At 36.3% G+C, this 16,555-nt stretch carries 28 protein-coding genes; all 28 read right to left on the bottom strand.

Annotated elements, in window-relative coordinates; all coding sequences use genetic code 11:
* Positions 1 to 26: 26 nt before the first annotated feature.
* On the bottom strand, positions 27 to 209 hold the full coding sequence (locus L323_RS29090; RefSeq protein WP_020815169.1) for a hypothetical protein: 183 nt from the start codon (positions 207 to 209) through the stop codon (positions 27 to 29).
* Between the two features lie 205 nt (positions 210 to 414).
* Positions 415 to 783 (bottom strand): phage tail assembly chaperone, encoded by a 369-nt coding sequence (locus tag L323_RS29085; RefSeq protein ID WP_020815168.1) that lies wholly within the window; start codon positions 781 to 783, stop codon positions 415 to 417.
* A gap of 1 nt (position 784) precedes the next feature.
* Positions 785 to 1,213: a phage tail tube protein gene (locus L323_RS29080; protein ID WP_020815167.1), complete on the bottom strand. Its 429-nt coding sequence runs from the start codon at positions 1,211 to 1,213 to the stop codon at positions 785 to 787.
* A 13-nt stretch (positions 1,214 to 1,226) separates the two neighbouring features.
* Positions 1,227 to 2,300 carry a phage tail sheath subtilisin-like domain-containing protein gene (locus tag L323_RS29075; RefSeq protein WP_020815166.1) on the bottom strand — a complete coding sequence of 358 codons (1,074 nt, stop codon included), beginning with the start codon at positions 2,298 to 2,300 and terminating at the stop codon, positions 1,227 to 1,229.
* 1 nt (position 2,301) lies between these two features.
* The gene (locus L323_RS29070; RefSeq protein WP_020815165.1) at positions 2,302 to 2,751 is read right to left on the bottom strand and encodes a phage tail terminator family protein; all 450 of its coding nucleotides are present in this window, start codon (positions 2,749 to 2,751) and stop codon (positions 2,302 to 2,304) included.
* Between the two features lies 1 nt (position 2,752).
* The gene (locus L323_RS29065; protein WP_020815164.1) at positions 2,753 to 3,214 is read right to left on the bottom strand and encodes a hypothetical protein; all 462 of its coding nucleotides are present in this window, start codon (positions 3,212 to 3,214) and stop codon (positions 2,753 to 2,755) included.
* The gene (locus tag L323_RS29060; protein WP_020815163.1) at positions 3,214 to 3,813 is read right to left on the bottom strand and encodes a hypothetical protein; all 600 of its coding nucleotides are present in this window, start codon (positions 3,811 to 3,813) and stop codon (positions 3,214 to 3,216) included. Before L323_RS29060 ends, L323_RS29065 begins: the two co-directional genes overlap by 1 nt.
* A gap of 14 nt (positions 3,814 to 3,827) precedes the next feature.
* Complete coding sequence (locus tag L323_RS29055; RefSeq protein ID WP_020815162.1) at positions 3,828 to 4,124, bottom strand: head-tail connector protein; 297 nt, start codon at positions 4,122 to 4,124, stop codon at positions 3,828 to 3,830.
* A 13-nt stretch (positions 4,125 to 4,137) separates the two neighbouring features.
* Entirely contained in the window at positions 4,138 to 5,361 is a 1,224-nt protein-coding gene (locus L323_RS29050; RefSeq protein ID WP_020815161.1) for a phage major capsid protein, read from the bottom strand.
* Positions 5,358 to 6,044, bottom strand: coding sequence for a head maturation protease, ClpP-related (locus L323_RS29045; protein WP_020815160.1), 687 nt, complete (start codon positions 6,042 to 6,044; stop codon positions 5,358 to 5,360). Before L323_RS29045 ends, L323_RS29050 begins: the two co-directional genes overlap by 4 nt.
* Complete coding sequence (locus tag L323_RS41295) at positions 6,034 to 6,207, bottom strand: hypothetical protein (protein ID WP_020815159.1); 174 nt, start codon at positions 6,205 to 6,207, stop codon at positions 6,034 to 6,036. The genes L323_RS29045 and L323_RS41295 overlap by 11 nt, the downstream gene beginning before the upstream one ends.
* Before the next feature lie 3 nt (positions 6,208 to 6,210).
* Positions 6,211 to 7,446 carry a phage portal protein gene (locus L323_RS29040; RefSeq protein WP_020815158.1) on the bottom strand — a complete coding sequence of 412 codons (1,236 nt, stop codon included), beginning with the start codon at positions 7,444 to 7,446 and terminating at the stop codon, positions 6,211 to 6,213.
* A 22-nt stretch (positions 7,447 to 7,468) separates the two neighbouring features.
* On the bottom strand, positions 7,469 to 9,244 hold the full coding sequence (locus L323_RS29035; RefSeq protein ID WP_020815157.1) for a terminase large subunit: 1,776 nt from the start codon (positions 9,242 to 9,244) through the stop codon (positions 7,469 to 7,471).
* Positions 9,241 to 9,615, bottom strand: a complete 375-nt coding sequence (locus L323_RS29030) for a hypothetical protein (protein ID WP_020815156.1) — start codon at positions 9,613 to 9,615, stop codon at positions 9,241 to 9,243. The genes L323_RS29035 and L323_RS29030 overlap by 4 nt, the downstream gene beginning before the upstream one ends.
* 101 nt (positions 9,616 to 9,716) lie before the next feature.
* Positions 9,717 to 10,043 (bottom strand): hypothetical protein, encoded by a 327-nt coding sequence (locus L323_RS29025; RefSeq protein ID WP_020815155.1) that lies wholly within the window; start codon positions 10,041 to 10,043, stop codon positions 9,717 to 9,719.
* A 138-nt stretch (positions 10,044 to 10,181) separates the two neighbouring features.
* The gene (locus L323_RS29020; protein ID WP_020815154.1) at positions 10,182 to 10,721 is read right to left on the bottom strand and encodes a hypothetical protein; all 540 of its coding nucleotides are present in this window, start codon (positions 10,719 to 10,721) and stop codon (positions 10,182 to 10,184) included.
* A gap of 41 nt (positions 10,722 to 10,762) precedes the next feature.
* The gene (locus L323_RS29015) at positions 10,763 to 10,975 is read right to left on the bottom strand and encodes a hypothetical protein (RefSeq protein WP_020815153.1); all 213 of its coding nucleotides are present in this window, start codon (positions 10,973 to 10,975) and stop codon (positions 10,763 to 10,765) included.
* Positions 10,976 to 11,038: 63 nt separating this feature from the next.
* The gene (gene xerA / locus L323_RS29010) at positions 11,039 to 12,016 is read right to left on the bottom strand and encodes a site-specific tyrosine recombinase/integron integrase (protein WP_020815152.1); all 978 of its coding nucleotides are present in this window, start codon (positions 12,014 to 12,016) and stop codon (positions 11,039 to 11,041) included.
* Positions 12,017 to 12,039: 23 nt separating this feature from the next.
* On the bottom strand, positions 12,040 to 12,393 hold the full coding sequence (locus tag L323_RS29005) for a DUF7694 domain-containing protein (protein WP_020815151.1): 354 nt from the start codon (positions 12,391 to 12,393) through the stop codon (positions 12,040 to 12,042).
* A gap of 182 nt (positions 12,394 to 12,575) precedes the next feature.
* A complete protein-coding gene (locus L323_RS29000; protein WP_020815150.1) occupies positions 12,576 to 13,052 on the bottom strand; it encodes an MGMT family protein in 477 nt (158 codons plus the stop codon).
* Positions 13,053 to 13,369: 317 nt separating this feature from the next.
* Positions 13,370 to 13,540, bottom strand: a complete 171-nt coding sequence (locus L323_RS41290; protein ID WP_165582683.1) for a hypothetical protein — start codon at positions 13,538 to 13,540, stop codon at positions 13,370 to 13,372.
* Positions 13,541 to 13,566: 26 nt separating this feature from the next.
* A complete protein-coding gene (locus tag L323_RS28995) occupies positions 13,567 to 13,833 on the bottom strand; it encodes a hypothetical protein (RefSeq protein ID WP_020815149.1) in 267 nt (88 codons plus the stop codon).
* Between the two features lie 62 nt (positions 13,834 to 13,895).
* Complete coding sequence (locus tag L323_RS28990; RefSeq protein ID WP_020815148.1) at positions 13,896 to 14,291, bottom strand: hypothetical protein; 396 nt, start codon at positions 14,289 to 14,291, stop codon at positions 13,896 to 13,898.
* Between the two features lie 45 nt (positions 14,292 to 14,336).
* Entirely contained in the window at positions 14,337 to 14,537 is a 201-nt protein-coding gene (locus L323_RS28985; RefSeq protein WP_020815147.1) for a hypothetical protein, read from the bottom strand.
* A 161-nt stretch (positions 14,538 to 14,698) separates the two neighbouring features.
* The gene (locus L323_RS41285) at positions 14,699 to 14,875 is read right to left on the bottom strand and encodes a hypothetical protein (protein WP_020815145.1); all 177 of its coding nucleotides are present in this window, start codon (positions 14,873 to 14,875) and stop codon (positions 14,699 to 14,701) included.
* Between the two features lie 6 nt (positions 14,876 to 14,881).
* Positions 14,882 to 15,760 carry a DUF5131 family protein gene (locus L323_RS28980; protein ID WP_020815144.1) on the bottom strand — a complete coding sequence of 293 codons (879 nt, stop codon included), beginning with the start codon at positions 15,758 to 15,760 and terminating at the stop codon, positions 14,882 to 14,884.
* 19 nt (positions 15,761 to 15,779) lie between these two features.
* Positions 15,780 to 16,169, bottom strand: a complete 390-nt coding sequence (locus tag L323_RS28975; protein WP_020815143.1) for a hypothetical protein — start codon at positions 16,167 to 16,169, stop codon at positions 15,780 to 15,782.
* Positions 16,170 to 16,184: 15 nt separating this feature from the next.
* Positions 16,185 to 16,555, bottom strand: a 371-nt coding sequence (locus L323_RS28970) for a hypothetical protein (protein WP_038275506.1), incomplete at its 5' end; no start/stop codon positions are given.

Genomic DNA, 16,555 nt, shown 5'->3' with positions numbered 1-16,555 from the left:
GACGAGGTTTAAATCATTGTTTTATATCAAAATATCATAAATGAAGATATTAACGCTGTAATAAAGCTGATGAACATTCCAACTACACAATTTCGGACTTTAATCCGTGCCACTTCTTCCGTTTCACCTGACCGATTAATCAGAACAATTTTAATCAAAAATGAAAATCCGATTATCATGCCCATACAGAGTATTGTCAAAAAAATCATAACACTACCTCCCTAATTGGTTCTAAATATAGGATACCAATATGTGGGAAATCATTCAAGTTTTACTTATTCCTATACTGCATTTCGGTTTCAAAAAATGCTCTAATTACCAATTTCTCTCCGGCAGGTAGGTTATAGTAATAACCGGGCATAATATTTTTTTCACGGAAAAGGAAATACATCAACCGAGTTTCAGCATCTGTATCTATTTTTTTTTAATCTCTTCAATTGTATCAATGCGATATCCTGAAAGTCTTTCAATAGCCCTTGAAATATCTGTGATTTCTCCCGGTAGCAACATCTTTTTTATCATTTCGGCTGGGGTTACTGTACTGTATTTTGCCATTAATCCAGATTCTTTTAAATTAGGTTCAACCACTCCGGCAAGCAGTATATGTACTTCCATATCTTCCTTCTGTGCCCGTGCTATGTCGTTAGCCTGATTGTACGGAAGTGCCCTTAATTTAAATATAACAGGACTTCCACATAATCCGCTCAGTCTTTTTACCTTGTATTCCTTCTCAGGCAAATCCGAAACATTCATATTAAGTAATAAATCAAGTGTATTATTCATTTTATACAACCCCCACTTTATCTATAAATTCATAGTCAGTATAGGTGAATGGAGCTTCAACTGTTCCATTCTTTGCAACTTCCCAATCAGCCAGTGTCAGATCATCGAAAGAAACATTGCGAAGCACAATACGTTCAGCGCCGTATGCATCGGGATCATCCAACTTTGATATAACCGTAAATCTTATATCTTTGCCCTTTTTAATGTTGTCACCTATCGCAATAGCCATTCTGCTGTTAGCTTTGTACAATTTCAGTGAACCGGTACAGGAAATCGAAGTTATTTTTTTATCTGTAGCCATTTGCCTACATATTGGGACATCTTCTTTGTTGAAGGATGCCTTCGCCTGTAAACCATAGCATTCAGACACATATTCACCATCCAGCCAAACCTCACCCCAAGTTCCAGACATTACTCTGTTTGCTTGCATTTAACATACCTCCTTATATTGTTATACTGAGGTCAATATCCTCAATAGCATCAAGAATTGATATTTTAGATTTTAGAAATACCTGATCCCCGGTGGCTGCTGTTCTTATTTCCTGCTCTGTCATATCCGCTGTATCAGTACCTTTACTTTGTAGATATTGTTCCTGTGCAATTGCGTCTATATCTACGGTGCTGGTACCTGTTTCAAGTATTCCGTCATTTTCAAGGCCTTTGAAATAGCCTTTAATTGCTGATATAAGTAAACATTTGTTATCATAGTTGTTTGAATATTTTCCGATATAGCTGTCTTCGGCGGTTTTACTGATGTCATTTCTTATCATGTCAACCGCTTCAACAATCTTTATTTTCTTAAAGGCATCACCCTTGGTTTCAGTGGTTGTCTGCAGTGAATTTACTCCACGCCCAACCTTCACCTTCTCACCATCTGAGAATATGACAAACTTACCCGAATCTATGGCGGTGTCAATGCCCTCTTTTGATAGCTTATCAACCATACTGACTTCGGGTAAAGGTGCATAAGTGCAAGAGATTGTCATTGGTGTTCCTGCAAGCAGTCCGGCAATACGAGAGCAATACTCAGCAGTTGTATATGTGGTACCGTCAACTTTAATACCCGTAGTAGTAAAATTGATTATTCCCTCACTGTCTGCCGCCGTATTGGGTAAAACTGCTTTTGGGGTAAAGCCTTCTGCTCTTTGTGTTTTTATCCAAGTAGATATCTCAGTTGCTTCTGTGGTGTCACAGTCAGGCGGGCCAACAAGATAATCAAACTGGACATTTTCAAAGTATTGCAGAGCTTCTGACAAACTCTCTTCTGTGGTAGCCACAACATATACAATCACCTTCTTTGGAGGGTTCACGTAACCAATAAAGGCCCTTTCAACATATTTTTGGTTGTTCGCTCCGATTGTTCCAAGTTGTAATGCTACCTGTGTTGCTTTTGTTAAAGTATATGCTCCCGTACTATTAGCATCTTTTAAAATTATTGCTACAATACCCTTTTGGGAGCGTTCAAGAGCTGTAGCAGCTGCAGTGCTAAAATTAATATTTATATTTGGTAAACCCATTTTAAACCTCCTCCAGATTTGTGCTAACTGATACTACTAGTGGAGTTGTGTCCACTGCATCAGTACGATTGTCAAAATATGTACATTGTAAATCAATAAATGCTATATCTTCTTCAAACCCACCGGTGCTGCTTTGCATTTTTATTGCTCTGTCATTAACGGTTATGTGTTTTTCAGTAAATGCCTGCATTATCTTTTCCTGTATTTCCGCAAGTTCATCAGCATCAGACCTATAATATGTATCTTTTTCCACGAAGCAAGTAACTGTCAGGTAAACTGTTTTTTCTACTGTTGATTTATTCATGTCTCTTCTGCTAGTCCTGACATATTGAATTAAAAATGATGGCCTTTTAAAATCCTTCGGGCATCTTTGCAGATACACTTTATACTCAGGCTCAATTTCAACCAGTACAGTATTTACACCGGTCATTATTTCAATTGCTGTTACCATTTTAGCCCTCCAGTTTTTGCCTGAACTCTTCTACAAATTTTTCTGCCTCTGCAATAGCTTTTGCCTCTGCTGACGTTTGTGCTGATTGATAAAAATGATATCCATCTACATAAGGCTTTTTTATGCGAGGTCTATATGTTTTTGAATTGCCACCCGGTTCACGTATTCTATGCCCATTTTCAAGATAATTTGTTATTGCTCCCGGACTGTTTTTACCTGTTTCGCCTTTTTCTGCCCTGACAGCAGCATATCCCCCACCAGAACCAACGTGAGATTCCTGCCAATCTTTTATTTTCCCTGAGCTGTCTTTTAATCCAGAAGCATTTATTTGCTTGTCAACTTCTTCCTTTGTGCCCTTTGCTATCCTTTCGTGAAGATCTCTGCGTTTATCCGGCAGTTTACCAAGCAATTCTTCAAGGTCTGAATCAAAGTCACTAATTCCGTCAATTTGAAGACTCTGCACTATACATTCCTCCTTGAAATAATTTCATATTCATTTTTAAATTCATCCAGAGTATGTGCAAGTTGAACCTCATAATCCGTATTATCTATTGTTACAAGTTCGCCCTCTTGAAGCGTTATTGCTTTAGGAATAATTAAAATCAAACTTGTTTCAATGGTTGTCATTGGTTGTTCCTGAATGTTTCTATTGAATTTTTCAGCTAATATACCAGGAAATATAATAGATATTGGTTCGCTATAAACAGGTCTGTTTAAACTGTCATATCCCGGTTCACTGTCCCTTTTTATTGTACAAACTTGTGGATTTACTAAAGCAGCTGTAACGATTATAAACTCTCTGTTTTCCGTATGGATTATATCAGTTAGTATGCAATGAAGGTCATTCCAACGTATAGCATTATGGAGTGACAAATCATATTCATATTCTCTGATAGTAAACTTTACAGACTTTGCACTCTGACCAAAATTGGAGTATATGTTTCTAGTCGTCTGCCTCTCTGCTTTTGACCATATTTCGGTAGCAGTTTCCCAAGAGTATGAATTATCTGCCTGTTCAATAGAAAGAATCTGAATTAAATCTTGCATTTCACCTACATTCATAGCTTCGGCCCCCTTTAAACAATAGTTTCAGTAGTAGTGGCAGCTATAGTATTATATTTTTGAGATAATGCAAGGGAATTCTTTTGCATGTCATATGCTATTTTATACTTCTCACTATCTTCACTATATCCAAAATTTGCTTTCGCATAGAGGATAACCGCCCTCTTAATCAGAGGGTCAGTTTCTTCTATGACGTTAACGCCTGCAAGTTTCAAATCTATTTTACAGGCTTCTATTAATGGATTAATTTCATCATCAAAAGCATCGGTTTTAATTCTTAGTGACAATTTGACATCATCAATAAGTGCCATTTACATCACCTCATTAGGCTGACTTCTTAGTTATTGTTACAAGTGAATTCTTATCAACAACTTTACCGTCAACAAGCATTACAGCTTTTGTTATCATATCGTCAGTATCATTGTCCTCATATTTTTTAACTGTCATTTGATAGTTAGTATTTAGGACATAATCAGAAGGGTTGAACAAGAATGCTACAACTGTATCCGCTGTAATTGTTGCTCCTAGTGAGGTCATATAGTTGTTAAGAATAACCTGTCTTCCCAGTAATGTTCTCTCAGGTTTACCACTAATTCCATAGTTAACTCTGGCTATTGGCTGCTTTTGACTGTCAACCATTCCTATGAACTTCATAAATGTTTTTTTAGTCATAAACCACACAGCATTGCTTTCATACTCAAGAGGCAAAGCTGCTTCGGCCTCAATCAATGTTGAATATGTAGGTTCAGCAGATACAGCAATATCTATATTTTGACCTGTAACTACTGTTTCAGCTAAAATTCCCTTTGGCTGACCTTCACCTGTACCACTTATAATAGCCTGTTCAGTAGCTTTCACCATAGCTTCAACAACATTATTAGCAAATGTAGTTTCGAAGATTGGAAGCGCCATGGTATCAGTTTCTAATGAAACAGAAATAGCACATCTTAGTTTATGATAAGTAAAGGTTATATTACCAGTTGTCTTTTTCTGTTTATTAGAAGTTGCACCTTCTGCAACCCATGTTGCTACCGGTTTAACTGTGGAATTCGGGATTGATAATCCACCCTTGTATGCAGTTCTGGTTACAAGCGGAAGTATCATCCCTGTGGCTTCCATCTTTTCAATAATCTTTTCCATTATTGTTGTAGGGATAACTGTTCCTACATCTGACGTTTTTGTATTTGCATCTGCATTAGAAAATTTTGCAGGTATGGCAGACCCTTTAAGTACGTTTTGCATAAATGCTTTTCTATACTCAACGCTGTCGTACATATCAGCAGGTTCAGCAACCTCTTCATTATTGATTTTATCCACTACTTTTCCACCAACTATTTGAATACCCGTGTTTTGAATATCAATCCCTTTTGTCCTGTCATTTAAAGCATTTAGATTTGCTTGGGCTTTGCAGGCAGTTTCATAATCGTTGTCAAGCCTTTCAATCTCCTGCATTTTTGCGTTAGCTTCTTCGATTTTTCCATCAGCAATTAATTGCTGCGCACTATCATAAAGTGCCTTTCTTTTTGCTAAGTATTGTTCTGTGTTCATATTTTAGCCCCTCCTAAATTTAATAATTTTAATTTTGCCTGTGCTTTTTGTTGCAATAAAATATCCGCTTGGTTTTCACCTAACGGATTATTTTTCGAATTCCTCATTTTTTCAATTACTTCTTTTGGTAACAGCCCTGATTCATAACTTGCAACCAATTGATTGCTTTCAAATGCTACAGTATCAATTAGGCCCTTATCAACTGCTTGTTGAGCTGTTAACCATGTTTCTTTGTCCATCATGTCCAAAGCTTCTTTTTCACTCATTCCCGTTTTTGCTATATATGCGGCTGCGATTGACTTATTTGCTTTCTGTAGTATTTCGCTTGTTTTATCCATCGATTGGTAATCGCCTTGGTTTCCTCCAGATACGTTATGTACCATTACCATTGCAGTAGGTGATATTTCGCTTTTCCCGGCACATGCTATTACGGAGGCCGCACTTGCTGCCAATCCGACAACGTGTATATTAACTCTGCCCTTGTATTCTCTTAGGGATGAATAAATTTCACTTCCGGCAAATATATCCCCACCACCACTGTTAATGTAAACATCAACATCCTGACCATTTGCTTTTTCCAATAGATTATTTACATCTTTGGGACATGTAGCTTCGATTCCGAACCAATCGTAAATCCATTTGTCACCCGAATTTATAATTGCTCCCTTCACATCAACCTTCATCAATTTTCACCTCTGGATTCCCTGTATTGTTTATGACTGCAACAAATTCGATGCTATTGTCAAGAACTACTACGCCTGACTTTATTCTATTCGCAATACTTGTTTCAGTCTCTTCTCTAACTGTTTGGTTCATTTTGTAATTAGATTTAAAAATATAAACCACCTATTACACCCCCTTTCTAGCTATACCTATTAATGACTTGATAGTGTTTATAATATCCTTTTCATTGCCATTCATTTTATTAAGTAATGTTTTAATTTCATTAACAACGGCAGTATCAAGTCTTCTAACTGGGTCGTTACCGCCTTGTAATGGTGCAAGTGACATTGTTTCCCTCCATTCGTTTGGAGTTAAAGCGCCTCTGTCTACCATTTGTAATAACTCTAATTTGGTTTTTAGGCTAGCCCACTGTAAATTACTTGCTTCAAAGTAAATTTTGTTGCCAAACCCACGCTCACGTCTGCTAAAAATCTTTCGTGTATACTCACCACTTAGTTGCAAAGCCAAAGGTTCAATTTCAGATTCGTAATAGGCATTCCATTCATCTTCTGAAAATTTGCTCTGAACTATTTTTTCGTTTGTATTAAAAAAAGAGTAAACACGCTGTGTAACTTTGTCTACAATCATTGCATTTGGTACATAATCCTTTGGCTCAACTCTTTGAATATCGGCTTTACTGTCTACCGCCCCGACTCCCATTGTTGTACTTTCAATTGATAAATAGTTATCAACAAAATCCTGAGCATTTTTCTTTAAATCTTCGGGTCTTAGTGATGAACTAAATTTTAAAAGCCATTTTATTACAGCACCATTTTTAACGGCTTTAATAATACCTTGGTCTGTGGTATTTATAATATCCATAAGTGAAGTTAATGCTGCAGCTGGGCTTTCCCCAAAAATATCATTATCATTAAAGTCTTGTCGTAAGTGAATAATATCACTATATGGAAAGATTGACCTATTACCGTTTTTAAAGTAGAACTTTAGGAATAGATTTGCCGTATTATCATATATTGCCTCAACTGTGGTTGCAGGTATCGGATATATTTCCACTGGATATCCAAATTCATCACGGATTATTACTGCAAAAGCATTATTATTTAATGCCAGTTGCGTTGCAAGTTTCTCTTGCATTACTTGACCGGTCATATATGGATTAGGTTCTTCCAGAAGAAATCTTAAATACGCATCAGGATTTACTTGAATTCCTGTTTTATCTGTCCGTATATGCTTTGCAACCAATTTGCCAATTGCTTTTGTCTTTGGTCTTATACACGATCTTACGATATCCGACTGAAACAGTTTACCATTCCACATATAAAATCCGTTACCTGTTTCCGTCACCATTTCATAGCGTGTTGTCTGAGGACTTTTATTTGTAAATCTACTGAATATGCTCAAAAGCTCACCCCCTTTCAGTAAATCAAATAACGCTTAAATATTCCTCATGTTTTCTTTCCATCTGTACATATGCATCAAGCAGACTTGCGAATCCATCTATACGCCGTGTTTGGTTTTTTGCTTTACAAGGCTGAATATTTAAGTTTTTATCAGTTTCAATAGCTACATTCGCAAGACACCATTTAAGAACAGGATTATTATTATAATTTATTAGTTTTTTACCAAGGTCTGCCCCTAAGTTTTTCATAGGGCTTGATAATGTTTTCTTGCCCTGTACAACAGGTTCCATACACTCTTTGCCAAATGTATTCCGCATATCTTCGACCCAATATTCAGCTGACCAAGAATCATAACCACATGAATAAATGTATATGTCGTATTCTTCCTGAATTTCTTTAAACCATTCCGTTACATATTTGTAATGCACTTTATTGCCTGGTACTACTCTTACTAACTCCTTTTCTACCCACAGGTCGTAAGGTATTTTATCCTGATTGATTTTAACTTCCAGTAGGTCTTCAGGTATAAAGTACATCTGTAAAGAATAAATGGTATCGTCGCCCGGAACCATGAAAATAATTGTTCCGCATGTAAGGTCTACAGTACTTGAAAGGTCTGCCCCTCCTATTCCATAACGAGGATAAGACTTTTCAGTAATTTCTTCTCTATTAGCTTCTACATTGTAATGAATATGAATTAATTTTCTGGTTTCTTTATCCAGTGTAAATTTATCAGTATTGTTAAGCTGTTCAAATGTCAGCCATGCCTCCGAGCTTGTTTCCCTAATATTAAAGTCCTTACATAGTAGGTTTTTAACCAATAAAGAATTAGCTTTGGCCTTATTAACCTTGGTTTCTAACTGGTTTATTTTTTTGATAGTACCTAAACCCGGATTTGCTTTTTGCCAGTTATTTGAATCTAGCCATTCGTCACGTTTATCCAGTTCATAGATGATTGGTAACAGTCTTTCATTTTTATAACCGCTTTCATCATCAAAGCCGTTTATAAGCCTCTCCGCTTCATCATATTTTAGGTCATAAACAGATTCACGGACGGTTCCCGCTGTAGTCGTTATGAATATTAATGGCTGCTCTCTGGCAGTGGTACCATCAACAATAACGTCATAAAGATTTTTATCTTTCCATGCATGTATTTCGTCAAGTAGGGCACCATGTACATTCAAGCCATCCAGTGTATCTGAATCAGCTCCTAAGGGTTTAAAAAAAGAATCGTTAAATTCTGCTGTCATTTCTGCTACAAGAGGTTTAATCCTCTTTACCAGAACTGGCGACTTTTTAACCATCCTTTTTGCTTCCAACCAAATTATTTTCGCTTGGTCTTTCTTTGTTGCACAGGCATATATTTCTGCGCCCGCTTCGCTGTCTGCAATTTGTAAATAAAGCCCTATTGCAGCAGATAATGTGGACTTTCCATTTTTACGAGCTACAACCAATAAGACTTCCTGATATTTTCTTGTACCGTCAATTTTATGAATGATTCCAAATGTTGCAGCAATTAAAGCCTTTTGCCATAATTCTAATAAAAAGGGTTTACCACCCATCTTACCTTTGGAATGTTTGCAATAGTTTTCAATGAATTCTATTGCATGGTTGCCTCGTTGGGGGCTGTACTCCCATTCAGATTTAGGATCATAAATCAGCCGTTTTAATTCTTTATATACTTTATATACCTTATAGCTGACAACTACCTTTTTGGATTCTATTTGCTCCCAATACTCAATTATTGGGTTATACATCAATCCGTATTTTATTCTGGCTTTTCTAGCTGCTGAATTCATCTACTATTCACGAATTCATCGAATCCATCGTTCTCCTTTTGAGGTTTCACATCTTTTGGAATCATATCAGTAAGCAGTTTGATTACAGTTGAATGATTTTTAATCATAGTATTATAAATTTCAACTTCCGGGCTTTTCTTAGTTCCCCATTGGTTCTCACCATTCTGATATTCACATACGCAACCATTAGTATTAATAGCATCCCATAAATCTTCAAGTGTTATTGTCATAAAAGCAGCATTTTCAATTAAAGATTTTACGATTTTTTTAGTCTTAGAATCTATCTTTGTGAATTGTCTGTTAAGTCTTTTTACCTCATCAGAAATCCTCTCAACTTTGCTTAAATCCTGCTTTTTCTCTTTATCTTTCAACTATAATCACCACCCTTCCTACCACACCCCCCTATACGCGCGACCTGTGTGTTACACAAATGAGGCCATTCGGTCTTCATTTAAACCGACACCCTATGTCTTTATGGGGGGGATATAGGTATCAGCTGTCCATCTTCATCAAACTTATACAAGGGTAATACTCCTTGCTTGCCATTGTGCTCCCCTAATTCATCAGTATTGTGACATTCAAGACAATCATATCTTAACAGTTCATGGTTTAATGTAATGTCTGGATTGTTTATATTGTCAGGTGTAAGCTTTATAGTGTGATGCACAATGTAACCCGTTTTAATTGTTCCTTTACTTAAACATGTTTCACAAAGACCTTTGACTGTTTTTATATACGACTTCCTACATTTCTTCCATTCCTTTGAGTTATAAAACGCTTTTGAAAACTCTTGTGCCACAATATCACCTTTCTTTGTGCAAAATAAAAAACCGCTACGGATATTCCGTGCGGCTCATTTACAATTATTCACAATACTATTATAAACCTTTGTTTTTTTCATGTAAATTTCAACTTTTTTTCAATTTTGTCAAGTCCCTCAAAGTTCCAGTTTTAAGCCATCTACCCCGAAAAGCTTGATTGCTAACTTATCAATCATTTCAGTGTTATATCTCCTGACTGTACTCTCCCCACAGTTTAACTCACTTGCAACCTCTTCCACTTTCTTGTTAAATTTCATATTCTTTTTTGATTCGTCCATGTAAAGCAATTCAATAACTTTGTACTTTTCAGATTCATTTTTAGCTTCCATATCTTTTTTAAGAAGGTCTACAACTGTTTCAATGTGTCGTATCATTATTTTTGTTCTAACTTTTGTTCGTTTGATTGATTGAATTATGATATCTCCCATATTAGCATTGTCAAAATCCAAACCCTCTTCTATATCCTCTATAACTTCGTTTGCTGAACTTTTTATATTGTCGTAATGATCTACGAATTCAAGGTAGTTATCCATAAGCAGTCTTGTGTTCCTTAATCTGCCCTTGCGAACTTTTTCCCTTTCCTCTTTTCTGTATTCTTTCAACGCTTCTAATGCGGCTTCTCTTAATACCTGTTTTATGTCTAATGCTGTTTCCATAGTGCTTTCCTCCTATTGCTGTATTAAGTTGATTTATATAATCACCAATCGCACTTTTTTATATCATCAGCGATTGCCTGTTTATGTGTCACTATTTCAACACGTTTGAGTAAATCAGAGTTCCTCTTATAAAACCAAATATGTAATCCCTCTTCCTGATTTAAACTATACTGCCAACTGTACGGTACATACCCTTTTTCTAACATTGCAGCTTTTAATATATCCCACTTCTCCATATCTTCAACGATTTTCATATTATCACCTGTCCTATATATATATGATAACACGTTTTAGAACAAATGTTCTTGTTGTTTATGTTACTTTGACATACATTTGCGGAAAGTCTGTTGTTTATGCTGCTCTGTCAGTGTTGCATATATCTGAGTAGTAGCTGGGTCTTCGTGACCGAGTATGTTTTGTACGCTTACAAGGTCTGCCCCATTTTCTAGCAGATGTGTTGCTAATGTATGTCTGAACACATGTGGGTGAATCTCTTTGTCAATATTTGCTTTGGCTGCTATTTTTGCAACTTCCTTTTGTACTGCTCTGTCTCCAAGACGTTTATATTGTTTCCTAGAAGTAACGAACAAAGCCGGGCAATCGTCAGTCCTTGATTTAATATATTTATCCAAACATCTGAGAGCTTTCCACGTAAAGTATACCGTCCTTTCTTTGTTACCCTTACCAATTACCCGTGCTTGTTTATTTGCCTTATCAATATCAGCTATGTTCATATTAACCAGTTCTGACAAACGGCAACCTGTACTATATAGGACTTCGACTAATGCCCTTTGCCTTAATGTGGTACAGCTTTCCCGGATTATCTCCAAGTCCTCAAAGCTTAATGCCTTGGGCAGTCGTTTTTCCTTTTTGGGTTGCTTAATCTGCCTTGTTGGGTCTTTGGGGATTATGCCCTCTCCTGTGAGCCATGCAAAAAAGGATTTTAAGGTAGATAGTTTGGTACTTATGGTACTGGCCTTAAGTTCTGAGTAATTACCTAAAAATATTCTTATGTCGGCAGTTGTAATGTCTTCCACTTTTTTCTGAACTTGTGAAGCAAATTTATGTAGTTGTAACTTATAACTTTTTAATGTCTTTTTACTCAGACCCTCAATTTTCTTTGCTGAAAGAAAAGTCCAAATTTTATTTTTTATGTCTCTTCCTTCATCACAGTTTTTGTCCTGTATATCATAAAAATTTATAATGTTTCTGATTTCCTTATCCTTACCCGGACAAATAGCTAGTATCTGATAATATAATTTTTGGCTTGCTGTTAATTCAAGTACTGCTCCCATTGCCTTAAAATCCCCCTAAATAGTTATGTTTCTTTCAAATTTACTGGTAAGCTAATTCCTTTCGGTAGTACCCACATGTGGTACATATTTGCTTCGTCTATTAAATCATCCATCTTTGGGAAGACCTCAAACGCCACTCTATCCTCTCCAAAAATCTCATTTTTAATCCTTTGCTTTTCTGCCCATGGTATATCAGTGCTTGCCGTATTTCTTATTGCTGCATGTTCTACCTCTCCCCACCCTTGAACTATAATTCTTCTGATAAGTACACAATAGTTTCTTTTTTCATCTACATAAACTCTGTCAACCTCTCCAAACCATCCTGTACCCATCCTCTTACTTTTTGGACTTGGTTGCCCTATCCAACCTTTTACCATTCAACCCTCTCCTTTATGACGGATAATATTCATTTTGCACCCTAAAATGGGCGATAAAAAAACCGCAATTCAGGATTACTGAATGTGCGGTAATAATTGATTGTTGATATATAAAGAATGTGCAAATAGCTTACCTTCATTTATGCTTATGATTTACTGATAAATTGGTATCTGTCAAATTGTTATAGCTGACATAAGTAATCTTGATAATTCTGTACATAATATCTGATATTACTTCTGCCTCGCTGAACAATTATGTGACCTTCTGCTTCTAATTTTTCTTTTTGTGCCTCGATACCACCCGGGTATTTGGGATTTAATTCACCATCTGCTTTAAGTGTTCTCCAGTATGGTGTTTTCTCGCTGCTTCTTTGGTCGCTCGCCCATGCTACAATAGAAACAAAAATTCCTGCGGTTATAGGGTCTGTAAAATCTGCATCATTTGCCTTTGCAAAGGAGTCTCTAATCTGTCCTATTGTAATTACCTTACCTAATGGTACTTTCTTCATAACCCGGTCATAGTCGATGGGTGGAGCAAAATACATTCGCTCGCCGCCATACTTTTCAATGCTTTTTTCATCGGTAATAATTTGTAATTTAGGCATATCCTTATTATTATGAAGCATTGTATTAAAATCTTTGTTCTGTTCATTTGCCATACCAATGCACCTCCTACAGCTAAGGATAGACTACCCCATTTTTTTGTGCAATGAGGCAGTTTATAATTTTGTTAAATTCTTATATCTGTACATTATACTAATAATCGTAAGCACCACAATATTAAACGATACCTTTCAAAATCGTGTATTTACAAATAATGCTAAACGACACCGATTAAAACCTGCTTTACAAACAATACTATATCTGGCATTTTTCTATGTCAAGTTTCAATCCTTACCGCAATATTCAGTTTTCAAAGTCCAACTTAGTTCGTATAAGACTGATATCCTCACCGTGAGGAACATTATATTCAAAATTACGAGCCAATTGTATAATTTTCACAAACAGTAGTATCAACTATTTCTTTGCTCAGATGTGGGATTACATCATCTGTATATGTTGCTATTAGTTTGTAATTTAATTCACATCGAAACTCTTTATTCTCGGTAACAATACCGCACTTATAACAGTTAAAACAACAAGTCAATCTCATTACCTCCCTTTCTATTCGTTTTACGTCCGTTTTGGACACCATTTTGGACTAGATGTAATTACTTTCACTGGTATAATTTTACCGCCATGTATTTCGGTTTTATTTCTACTTGCTAGGCAAACATGATGTTTCATGCTGCCCGACCCTAAATTCGTATACTCATATTCAGTACATTCTTTACATTTTGGTTGAACTCCGTTGACTTTATTTTCAAATACACATTGTTCTTCATTTTCACACTCTTTTGCGAGTTCACAGCATACCTGATACACTTCACACCATGCCATAAAATTTCTTCCTTTCCGTCGTAATAGACTTACATCAACCTGTATTCAAACTGCGACTATCTTCATGCTTCTTTTATTGCAGAGAGTAAGCCGTCCCAACTATTTTGATTTACTTCAAAATCCCCAACAAGGTCATTTATACAAGTCAACCATATTGACGTTCCACTTACAATTGGATTATAAACATGTAAACAAATTTCGCCGTTATCCTCCTTTGTTACTTCAAGGTCAAGTTCTTTTAAGTTGTAGTTGGTACTGTATGAAAAGCCTGTTTCAACACTTTCCTTGAATATGATTAATTTATCACCTTTAATTGAAAAACTTATTTCAGCAATATCATAATCCTTGCCTAGTTCTTCGCTTTCCTTGTGAGGTAAATTAATTATTCCTATTGCCCTATCATAATTTCCTATACTTTCAAATGTATTTTTTATAGCTTCGTAACCTTCAATTTTCATTTCAACCCTCCATTCATTTGGTTCGCAATAGACTAATTTGCTGAGCTATCTCCTAACAAATTTAAAACACCATGCTTCGTCATGTACGGACCTTATTTCTCCATTTTCATCAACGTAAACAGCATTGATAAATTTTGGCTTTCTAAATGCATCTTCTTGATGTCCCTCAAACTCTGGTATGATATTAACCACATTAAAAACTTGCTCTTGGTATATCATTTTAAAATCAGTCATATCTATTCCCATAATCCTTAACACCATCCTTTCAAACTAACACTATTGGCTTATTATTTTTAATCGGGTATTGCTGCAACACAGCACTTTCTATATCTGATTTAAAATTTCTCTCAAAGTAAGGTTCCCATGGTACAAAATCCTTTATTGTGTATGTAATCTGCGATTTATCCTTAAATACTATTTTCAGTTTCTTCATGCTTCAACCTGTCCTTTCCACTCAAATCACCGTATCCTATGAAATTATTGCAGTTTCCGCAGAAAGTGTATTCCTTGCCGTTATCGTCATAGTCGACTATAAATTGCTCCTTTATATCCCCACATTTCGGGCATGTTTCTATATGTTTCATATGTTGTCACTCTCCTTTAGCATCCCATGGGAATTCTTGAATCCGCATGGGCCAATTTAAATTATTTTTTAAGAAGATAGGTATTCCGGCATCCCGGCACTGGTCAATTATTGATTGCACCCACTCTGGCTCCGGCGGTTTTGCTCCCGGGCCTGTTTCTGCTCCAACTATTACCCATTCAATCTTGTTAGCTTTGGTAAGACTTCCATCATCGTCTAAATGACAAAGCTTGCCTTGAAGAGTATCATGTGTAGTACAACCCGGAAAACTTAGCCCCGGAATATCAGTCAAATCTATTTCACCCAATAAAGGCTCTATACTTAAAAATTTGTGTCCTTCATCAAATCCTAATAACTCAACAACTCTTCTTTCATCATTCTGGCTATTTATAGTTGTTCCGAACCACATGTTATTCCAGATTTCAATTTCTTCGATTCCACGTTCTTCTCCGGCGGTATAGTCTATTATTAAATCGTACCTTTTCGGATTCTTAGTCAGGAACATATACCTGTGACGGTCTGCATTAAAGCAGGACTGAAAAACTTCGTCTATCCATTCGTCAGGTACCCACTCACCAAACAGATCCCCCATACTTACAACAAAAATGTTCTTCGGTTTTTTCTTTTGGGATGGTTCCTCGAGGCGGTATCTGTGAAATGTTGGTTCAAAACAATAAGGGTATGGTATGTATTTACCTGTATTCCAATCTTTTATTGGTTCATGTATAACCTTTTGACTGCCGTCAGCCAATCTATGAAAATCATCGAAGTTTGGGTTATAAAATCTATTAGCTATTTTTCTAGCATAGCAGTATGTACACCCATGCAGACACCCTGTAACCGGGTTCCAAGTGCTGTCGCACCACTCAATCTTACTTTTGTTCAATCATCCTCACTCCCTCTCTTTATCCTCTATCACATTGACTCACGGGTTTTTCGCAAATACTGCATATTGGTTCTGTTTCGTAAACGTAATCACTCTTTGCTTTAAAGAACTTTGGTATTTCAATTTTGTTCTTTATTAATACCGAGTATGCTCGGCTCATAATTTCTTCTGCTTTATCGTTTAAAAATCCATTCATAGTGTCGTGTAACACCATTCTTAATGCCTCTACTACTTCTGGAAACATATTGCAGGCTTTAGTGATGTATTCTGCGTTATCTCCTGCAACATATGTATCTGATTCTTTTGGTTGCATGCATTCAGCAATAATGTTATCCCCGGAAGTTATAAGCAACAATTCTTTTGTTCCATCATCATAATAACTTTGTTCCCATGGCAATTTGCTAATCATTTATTCTCACCCTTTCTATGGCACAATGTTTACAAGTATTACTTTCTCCCACTCGTAACCGTCAACAATTTTTCTCGCCTTTTCATCGGAGAAATCAAAATCATGCATTACTTCGTCTACCAAATCTTCAAAATCAGCTGATTTTCGGTTAGTTCTTTCGTTTTTAACTAAAACATAATCAATCTCAGCTGTGTCCCACCTTGCGACCCATGATCCGTAATCATCACTAGGAACACATTCAGTGTCTACCAGTGGGAGTATTCTTAATTCTGGATTTTCCTGTACGAGACTCAATAAGTTTTTAACAACTACCTGTTGTGCTTCTATTTCTTTACTCATAAACCCCTCACTTTCTGGCCTCTGGCCTATCAACTTACTGCGGATAA

The organism is Ruminiclostridium papyrosolvens C7 (assembly GCF_000421965.1).
Taxonomy (GTDB): Bacteria; Bacillota; Clostridia; order Acetivibrionales; family DSM-1351; genus Ruminiclostridium; species Ruminiclostridium papyrosolvens_A.
Note: the sequence above shows the minus strand (reverse complement) of the source record. Positions and strands in the feature narration are given on the sequence as shown.